Origin of the sequence: Arenimonas sp., from assembly GCF_019459675.1 — a bacterium.
Classification (GTDB): Bacteria; Pseudomonadota; Gammaproteobacteria; order Xanthomonadales; family Xanthomonadaceae; genus Arenimonas.
Genome location: NZ_JAIBFH010000008.1, coordinates 1 through 7557, shown reverse-complemented (window position 1 = coordinate 7557; position 7557 = coordinate 1). Strand labels below are relative to the sequence as shown.

The 7557-nt window shown below is 68.6% G+C and carries 9 protein-coding genes; 4 read left to right on the top strand and 5 right to left on the bottom strand.

Annotated features, from left to right (window positions below; all coding sequences use genetic code 11):
• Positions 1-286 (top strand): hypothetical protein (locus K0M70_RS00270; protein WP_290777724.1); only part of this gene is annotated, 286 nt, incomplete at its 5' end.
• Here the strand turns inward: K0M70_RS00270 and K0M70_RS00265 are convergent.
• Both K0M70_RS00265 and speA read right to left on the bottom strand, forming a co-directional pair.
• Complete coding sequence (locus K0M70_RS00265) at positions 287-1138, bottom strand: NAD(P)-dependent oxidoreductase (protein WP_290777722.1); 852 nt, start codon at positions 1136-1138, stop codon at positions 287-289. It lies immediately after the preceding gene.
• Entirely contained in the window at positions 1135-3039 is a 1905-nt protein-coding gene (speA, locus tag K0M70_RS00260; protein WP_290777720.1) for an arginine decarboxylase, read from the bottom strand. The genes K0M70_RS00265 and speA overlap by 4 nt, the downstream gene beginning before the upstream one ends.
• A 153-nt stretch (positions 3040-3192) precedes the next feature.
• Here speA and speE point away from each other — a divergent pair, with 153 nt between their 5' ends.
• Positions 3193-4053 (top strand): polyamine aminopropyltransferase, encoded by an 861-nt coding sequence (gene speE, locus K0M70_RS00255; RefSeq protein WP_290777717.1) that lies wholly within the window; start codon positions 3193-3195, stop codon positions 4051-4053.
• Positions 4054-4128: 75 nt separating this feature from the next.
• On the opposite strand, the gene K0M70_RS00250 is transcribed toward speE, so the two are convergent.
• The 3 genes from K0M70_RS00250 to K0M70_RS00240 all read right to left on the bottom strand — a co-directional run bounded on the left by K0M70_RS00250 (position 4129) and on the right by K0M70_RS00240 (position 6385).
• Positions 4129-4638 carry a hypothetical protein gene (locus K0M70_RS00250; RefSeq protein ID WP_290777715.1) on the bottom strand — a complete coding sequence of 170 codons (510 nt, stop codon included), beginning with the start codon at positions 4636-4638 and terminating at the stop codon, positions 4129-4131.
• A 130-nt stretch (positions 4639-4768) separates the two neighbouring features.
• Positions 4769-5107, bottom strand: coding sequence for a P-II family nitrogen regulator (locus tag K0M70_RS00245; protein WP_290777714.1), 339 nt, complete (start codon positions 5105-5107; stop codon positions 4769-4771).
• Between the two features lie 18 nt (positions 5108-5125).
• Positions 5126-6385: an ammonium transporter gene (locus K0M70_RS00240; RefSeq protein WP_290777710.1), complete on the bottom strand. Its 1260-nt coding sequence runs from the start codon at positions 6383-6385 to the stop codon at positions 5126-5128.
• 318 nt (positions 6386-6703) lie between these two features.
• Between K0M70_RS00240 and K0M70_RS00235 the strand changes: the two genes are divergently transcribed.
• On the top strand, positions 6704-6970 hold the full coding sequence (locus K0M70_RS00235; RefSeq protein ID WP_290777707.1) for an accessory factor UbiK family protein: 267 nt from the start codon (positions 6704-6706) through the stop codon (positions 6968-6970).
• A gap of 20 nt (positions 6971-6990) precedes the next feature.
• Positions 6991-7557, top strand: a 567-nt coding sequence (locus K0M70_RS00230; RefSeq protein WP_290777703.1) for a magnesium chelatase domain-containing protein, incomplete at its 3' end; no start/stop codon positions are given.

Genomic DNA, 7557 nt, shown 5'->3' with positions numbered 1-7557 from the left:
CCCCCCCCCCCCCCCCCCCCCCCCCCCCCCCCCGCGCTTCCTGGTGGACCACCGCCGCATGGTTCCCGACCTGGGCACGGCGGACATCTTCGACATGCCGCAGCGGGTGCAGGACCTGGGCTTTGGCCCGGACTTCCGCATCGCCCTGCTGGCCGCGCCGGACTCACCCAAGCGCGATGACTTCGAGTTCTACGCCATCCAGTGCGGCAACCGCGGCCTGCACTTCCTGCGCCTGTTCTTCGACTACCACAGCGCGCTCGAATGGGCGTCGCGCGGCCCGGGCTGATCAGCCGCGCTTGAGCAAAATAAGCGCGGACGTGTCGGAATCGCCTTCGCCGCGCAGCACCAGCTGGGCATAGTGGTCGCGCGCCATGCCGATGACGCTCGACGGCAGCCCCACTTCGTTGGCCATGGCCTGCACGATGGTGAGGTCCTTGAGCAGGTGCCCGCACTTGAAGCCGGGCGTGAACTGGCCCGCCAGCATCGTGCCGCCACGCTTTTCCAGGAACCAGTTGGCGGCCGCACCGGCCATCAGGGTCGGCAGCAGTTTCGCCGGATCCAGGCCCAGCTTTTCACCCAGCGCCAGTCCTTCGCACACCGCTTCGTTGATGCCGGCCACCAGCACCTGGTTCACGGCCTTGGTGGCCTGGCCGCTGCCGGTGTCGCCCATGTGGGCAATGCGCGCGGCGTAAGCGTCCAGGGCCGGCCGGGCGATCTCGAGGTCGGCGGCGTCACCGCCCACCATCACCGACAGCTTGCCGTTGCGCGCGCCCTCCACGCCGCCCGACACCGGCGCGTCCAGGAAGCCGATGCCGCGTGCCGCCAGCAGCGCCTGCGCGCTGCGCGCGGTACCCACCGACACCGTGGAATGGTCCACCACCACGCTGCCGGGCTTGAGCACGCCGGCCAGCGCCGTCACCTGCTGCATCACGTCGGCGTCCATCGAAACGCACAGCGCCACCACGTCGCAATCGGCGAAGTCGGCGTGCGTGGCGGCGGCACGCACCCCCAGCTGCGCAGCCAGCGCCTGGGCCTTGTCGCGCGAGCGGTTGTCGACGACCTCCAGCAGGCCTCGGGCGGCCAGATGGCCGGCCATCGGTGCGCCCATCGCGCCCAGGCCAATGAAGCCGGTCTTCATGCCGAGGTTCCGTTCGAGTTTTCCTCGTGCAGGTAGGTGTAGCCGGTGAGGCCGACCTCCAGCGCCACCAGCATCCTGGCGGCGTCGGCCGGCTCCAGCGCGGCCGCGTCCACCTTGGCCTTGTAGATCGCACGCAGCTCGGCCAGGTCGTAGCCCACGTAGTCCAGCATCACGTCGGTGGTGTCGCCCTTGCGCTGGCGCGTGACCGAATAGCCACCGCCGGCGTCCAGCTGCACGTTGGCCGTGTCGGTGTCGCCGAACAGGTTGTGGATATCGCCCAGCGTCTCCTGGTACGCGCCCACCATGAAGATGCCCAGGCGGTAGCTCTCGCCTTCGCGCGGCGTGTGCAGCGGCAGCGAGCTGTCCAGCGCCTCGGATTCGACATAGGTGTCGATGCGGCCGTCGGAGTCGCAGGTGAGGTCGGCGATCACGCCGCGGCGGTCGGGCGCCTCGTCCAGGCGCGCGATCGGCACGATCGGGAACACCTGGTCGATCGCCCACACGTCGGGGATGGATTCGAACACCGAGAAGTTGACGAAGTACTTGTCCACCAGCCGCTCGTTGAGCTCGTCCAGCGCGTCGCGGTGGCTGCGCTCCTCGCCGGTGAGGCGGGTGCGCACGGACTGGGCGATGGCATAGAACAGGTCGTCGAGCAGCGCGCGCTGCTCAAGCGTGAGCTGGCCCAGCGCATACAGGGCCTGGCCTTCGGCAAGGTGGTGCTGGGCCTCGTGGTAGAGCTCCAGCGCCGGGCGCTCGCCGAGCGCGGCGTGGGTTTCGCGCAGGTGGCGCACGGCCGCGGGTTCACCCGGCTGTTCGGCGGGCACGTTGCCTTCCGGCGCGCGCTCGACTTCCGACACGTTCACCACCATCACCGCGTGGTGCGCGGTCATGGCGCGGCCGGCCTCGGTCACCATCATCGGCGGCGTGATGCCGTGTTCGGTGCAGGCTTCGGCCAGCGGCTGCAGCAGGGTGTGCGCGTACTGGTCCAGGCCGTAGTTCATCGAACAGAAGCCGCGCGAACGCGTGCCTTCGTAGTCCACGCCCAGGCCACCGCCCGAATCCATGTAGCGGATGCCCAGGCCCATCTTGGTCAGCTCGACGAAGAAGCGCACCGCCTCGCGCATGCCGTTGGCGATGTCGCGCACGTTGGATATCTGCGAGCCCATGTGGAAGTGCAGCAGCTCGAGCGAGTCGAGCATGTCGGCGGCCTTCAGTCGCTCCACCAGGTCCAGCACCTGGCGCGGCGAAAGGCCGAACTTGGCTTTGTCGCCGCCGCTGTTCTGCCACTTGCCGGCGCCCAGCGAGGCCAGGCGCAGGCGCACGCCCAGGCCCGGGCGCACGCCCAGGGCCTTGGATTCCTCGATCACCATCGCCAGCTCGGACGGCTTCTCGATCACGATGTAGGTCTGCAGGCCCAGCTTGCGGCCGATCAGGGCCAGGCGGATGAACTCGCGGTCCTTGTAGCCATTGCAGATCACCAGGCTGCCGGGCTTGGCCAGGCCCAGCACGGCCATCAGCTCGGGCTTGGAGCCGGCCTCCAGGCCGAAGCCCTCGCCGCCCGCCGCAGCCAGCTCGCCGGCGACGCCGCGGTGCTGGTTCACCTTGATCGGATAGACGGCCGTGTAGCCGCCCCGGTAGTCCAGGTCGGCGATGGCGCGGCCGAAGGCGGCCTGCAGCTTGCCCAGGCGGTCGCCCAGCACGTCGGAAAAACGCAGCAGCAGCGGCAGCTTCAGGCCGGCGGCGGTGGCCTGGTTGACCACCTCGGGCAGGGCCAGTCCCGGGCCACCGGCGCCGCGTGGCAGCACCAGCATCCGACCCTGGGCGTCAACGTCGAAGTAGCCCTCGCTCCAGTAGGGAATGGAGTAGGTGTGTCGGGCGCGGTCGATGGACCAGGCGGGCATGGGCGTGATTCCGGGGTCAGGTGAGACGGGCATTGTAGCGCCCGGGGGTGACGGGTCCATGGAGGCGGGGCCGGGGCGCGCTGGCGCGGTTCAGGGGCCAAAAGCGCCATCCGTTACAATGCGGCCTCGTCTACGAACCTTCCTGGAAAAATGATGACTTCTTCTTCATCGACGTGGCTGCACGAGAACTTCGAGCACACCGGCTCTGCCTTCGGCCTGCGCATGGCCCGCAAGCTGGACGAAGTGCAGTCGCCGTTCCAGAAAATCGAAATGTACGAAAGCACCGACTGGGGCAACGTCATGCTGATCGACGGCGCCATGATGGTGACCACGCGCGACAATTTTTTCTATCACGAGATGATGGCGCACGCCCCGCTGTTCACCCACGCCAACCCCAGGGACGTGGTGATCATCGGCGGCGGCGACTGCGGCACGCTGCGCGAAGTGCTGCGCCACCCCGGCGTGCGCACCGCGGTGCAGTGCGACATCGATGAACAGGTGACGCGCATGGCCGAGAAATACTTTCCGGAGCTGTGCGAATCCAACGGCGACCCGCGCGCCACGGTGATGTTCGACGACGGCATCGCCTATATGAAGAACGCCGCGCCCGAGTCCATCGACGTGATCATCGTCGACTCCACCGACCCGGTCGGCCCGGCCGAGGGCCTGTTCAACCGAGCCTTCTACGAAACCTGCCTCAAGGCCCTGCGCCCGGGCGGACTGCTGGTGCAGCAGAGCGAATCGCCGCTGGCGCTGATGCAGCTGATCCTGGACATGCGCAGCGCGATGACCGAAGCCGGCTTCACCCGCTTCCGCACCCTGCCCTTCCCGCAGCCGTGCTACCCGACCGGCTACTGGAGCTGCACCATTGCCTCGAAGGAAGCGCGCGACCTCACGCAGTTCCGCAAGGCCGACGCCGCCGCCAAGACCTTCGACACCCAGTACTACACCGCCGATGTGCACCAGGGCGCGCTGGCGCTGCCGCCGTTCGTGGCGCGCGCGCTGGGCGACTGACCCCGCCGCCTCAGCGCGGGCCAAAAGAACCGGCGCCCTGGGGCGCCGGTTTTTTCATGCGTGCTGGCGCAGCGACTACTGGACCGTGAACTCGCGGCTCATCGCCGGCTGGCCGTCCAGGGAAATCTCGATCGTGTAGCGCCCCACCGGCCAGCCGTCCATCTTGCCGATCTGGAAGGTGGTGGTGCCCGTGCCGGCGACGTCGAAGGGCTTGGACTCTTCGTGGACCACCTTGCCGTCCTGGTCCAGCCAGCGCGTGCCAACCACGCCCCGGGCCAGGGCGGCGCCGTCGTTGCCGGCCGTGTAAATGACGACCACCACGCTGTCCATGGGCGCGAAGGTGGTCTTGGCTTCAACCAGCCCGCCGTCGGCGTCGAGGGCATTGCCCAGCTCGACTTTGGAGATGCTGGCGGTGGCCATGGCGACGGGCGCAGGCGCCGTGGCGGCGGGGTCGGCCGCCGGCGCAGCGTCGGGGGCCTGCGTCTGGGCGTCCGGCGCACCGGCCGGTGCCTCGGACTGGCAGGCCGACAGCGACAGCGTGGCCAAAACGACGGCGGCGGCGAAATTCAGGGTCTTGCGGGTCATCGGTATTCCTTCCTGCAGGCGGCTGCCCTGCCGCAAGCGTACCGGCCTTGGGCCGGGCCGTCACCGGGGCTGCCGGCCGACGCAAAACCAGCGCCCGGAGGCGCTGGTTTTGCCCTGCATCGCCGAGGGGCTAGAGCGCGTCGCCGTCCAGTTCGCCCGTGCGGATGCGCAGCACCTTCTCGAGTTCGTAGACGAAGATCTTGCCGTCGCCGATCTTGCCGGTGTTGGCCGCCGACTGGATGGCTTCGACCACGCGCTCCACCTGGTCGGTGGTGACCGCCACTTCGAGCTTGATCTTGGGCAGGAAATCGACCACGTACTCGGCGCCGCGATACAGCTCCGTGTGGCCTTTTTGCCGGCCGAAGCCCTTGACCTCGGTGACCGTGACGCCGGTGACGCCGACTTCGCTGAGCGATTCCCGGACGTCGTCGAGCTTGAATGGCTTGATGATGGCCATGACCATTTTCATGAGTGAGCTCCCGGATCCTTAGAGGTTGTAACCGCGTTCGTTGTGCAGGGCGATGTCGAGGCCCTCGGACTCGGCTTCTTCGCTGACGCGAAGACCCATCGTCCACTGGATGGCCTTGAGTATGACAAGCGTGGCCACGGCGGTGTAGATGACGGTGAAGCCGACGCCCTTGGCCTGGATCCAGACCTGCGCGCCGATGTCGGTGACGGTGCCGAAGCCGCCCAGCGCGGGGGCTGCGAACACGCCGGTGAGGATGGCGCCGACGATGCCGCCGATGGCGTGCACGCCGAACACATCCAGCGAGTCGTCATAGCCCAGCGAGCGCTTGATGCTGGTGGAGAACACGAAGCAGATCAGGCCGGCCGATGCGCCGATGGCGAGCGCGCCGATGGGGCCGGCCGTGCCCGAAGCCGGGGTAATCGCCACCAGGCCCGCCACCGCGCCCGAGACGATGCCCAGCACGCTGGCCTTGCGGTGGATCAGCCATTCCGCGCCCATCCAGCTCAGTGCGGCGGCCGCGGTGGCCACCTGGGTCACCAGCATCGCCATGCCGGCGGTGCCGTTGGCGGCCACGGCCGAGCCGGCGTTGAAGCCGAACCAGCCCACCCACAGCAGGCTGGCGCCAATGACGGTGTAGCCCAGGTTGTGCGGCGGCATGGCCGTGGTCGGGTAGCCCTTGCGCTTGCCCAGCACGATGGCCGCCACCAGGCCGGCGATGCCGGCATTGATGTGCACCACGGTGCCGCCGGCGAAGTCCAGCACGCCCCAGTCCCACATCAGGCCGCCGTCGCCGCTCCACACCATGTGGGCGATGGGCGCGTATACGAAGGTGAACCACAGGGTCATGAACACCAGCAGGGCGGAGAACTTCATCCGCTCGGCAAAGGCGCCCACGATCAGGGCCGGGGTGATGATGGCGAAGGTCATCTGGAAAACGATGAACACGCTTTCCGGTACCGCCAGCACCAGGCTGTCCAGGGTCAGGCCCTTGAGGAAGGCCTTGTCGAGCCCGCCCACGAAGGAGTTGAAGTTCACCACGCCCTTTTCCATCCCGGTGGTGTCGAACACCAGGCTGTAGCCGTAAATCACCCAAAGCACCGAAACCAGGGCGGTGATGGCGAAGCACTGGATCAGCACCGAAAGGACGTTCTTGGACCGGACCATGCCGGCGTAGAACAGGGCCAGCCCGGGCAGGGTCATCATCAGCACCAGCAGGGTGGCGACGATCATCCAGGCGGTGTCGCCGGTATTGAGGGTGGCAGGCGCCGCCTGGGCCATGGCCGGCAGGGCCAGGCCGGAGACGAGTAGCGCGGGGACAGGCAGGGCTCTGGGGCCGATCGGGCGGTGGGGCTTTGCGGAAACCATAATGGAATGCCTCCTGGCGCTGAGGGAAAGGGACTCGGGGGAGAGCACCTGAACCATGACCCACTGATGACGGATTGATTGCTCGTCCGTGGCGTGTTCTATTGTTGGGCCCCGATCGGACGGGTTTCGACGCCCGACCCGCGACGGTTGCCTACCCCGCGCCGCCCGCATCCCCGACATGCCCGCCACGGGCGCGGACGCAGACTGCAGGCGTCCAACGGAGTCCACGCCATGATCGACCTCAAGAACCTCGACGACCTCGCCCGCAAGCTCAGCGACGTGGTGCCGCCCGGCCTCAAGGAAGCGCGCGCCGACCTGGAACAGAACTTCAAGTCCACGCTGCAGGCGGGCCTGGGCCGGCTCGACCTGGTGACGCGCGAAGAGTTTGAAGTGCAGCGCGCCGTCCTGCTGCGCACGCGCGAAAAACTCGACGCGCTCGAACGTGCGCTCACCGTACTCGAGGCGCGCTCGGCCACGCCGGGCGACAGCAAGAACTAAGCGCCGCGTTTTCCACAGCCATGAACCTGGCGCTGGCGCACAGCCGCGCCCGGGCCGGCGTGCATGCGCCCGCCGTCCGGGTCGAAGTGCATCTGGGCGGCGGCCTGCCCAACTTCACGCTGGTGGGGCTGCCCGCGGCTGCGGTGCGTGAAAGCCGTGAACGCGTGCGCGCCGCGATCCAGAACGCGCAGTTCGAGTTCCCGCAGCGGCGCATCATCGTCAACCTGGCGCCCGCCGACTTGCCCAAAGAGGGCGGCCGCTACGACCTGGCCATCGCCCTGGGCATCCTGGCCGCCAGCGGGCAAATCCCGATGCCGTCGCTGTTGGACATCGAGCTGCTGGGCGAACTCGCGCTCACCGGCGAACTCAAGCCGGTGGACGGCGTGCTGCCCGCGGCGCTGGCGGCCGCGCAGGCCGGGCGCCTGCTGATCCTGCCGGCCGGCAACGGCGCCGAGGCGGCGCTGGCCTCGGGCGTGCAGGCGCGCACGGCGCGCACGCTGCTGGAAGTCTGCGCGCATCTGCAGGGCATCAAGACCCTGCCGCTCGCGCAGCCCACGGCCGTCAGCCTGGAAGCGCCACGCTACCCC

What these genes read in the sequence shown, in the direction of transcription:
- K0M70_RS00245 (WP_290777714.1), bottom strand. Translation starts at nt 5,107, where the DNA reads ATGAAAATGGTCATGGCCATCATCAAGCCATTCAAGCTCGACGACGTC.
- K0M70_RS00250 (WP_290777715.1), bottom strand. Translation starts at nt 4,638, where the DNA reads ATGACCCGCAAGACCCTGAATTTCGCCGCCGCCGTCGTTTTGGCCACG.
- speA (WP_290777720.1), bottom strand. Translation starts at nt 3,039, where the DNA reads ATGCCCGCCTGGTCCATCGACCGCGCCCGACACACCTACTCCATTCCC.
- speE (WP_290777717.1), top strand. Translation starts at nt 3,193, where the DNA reads ATGACTTCTTCTTCATCGACGTGGCTGCACGAGAACTTCGAGCACACC.
- K0M70_RS00265 (WP_290777722.1), bottom strand. Translation starts at nt 1,138, where the DNA reads ATGAAGACCGGCTTCATTGGCCTGGGCGCGATGGGCGCACCGATGGCC.
- K0M70_RS00235 (WP_290777707.1), top strand. Translation starts at nt 6,704, where the DNA reads ATGATCGACCTCAAGAACCTCGACGACCTCGCCCGCAAGCTCAGCGAC.
- K0M70_RS00240 (WP_290777710.1), bottom strand. Translation starts at nt 6,385, where the DNA reads ATGGCCCAGGCGGCGCCTGCCACCCTCAATACCGGCGACACCGCCTGG.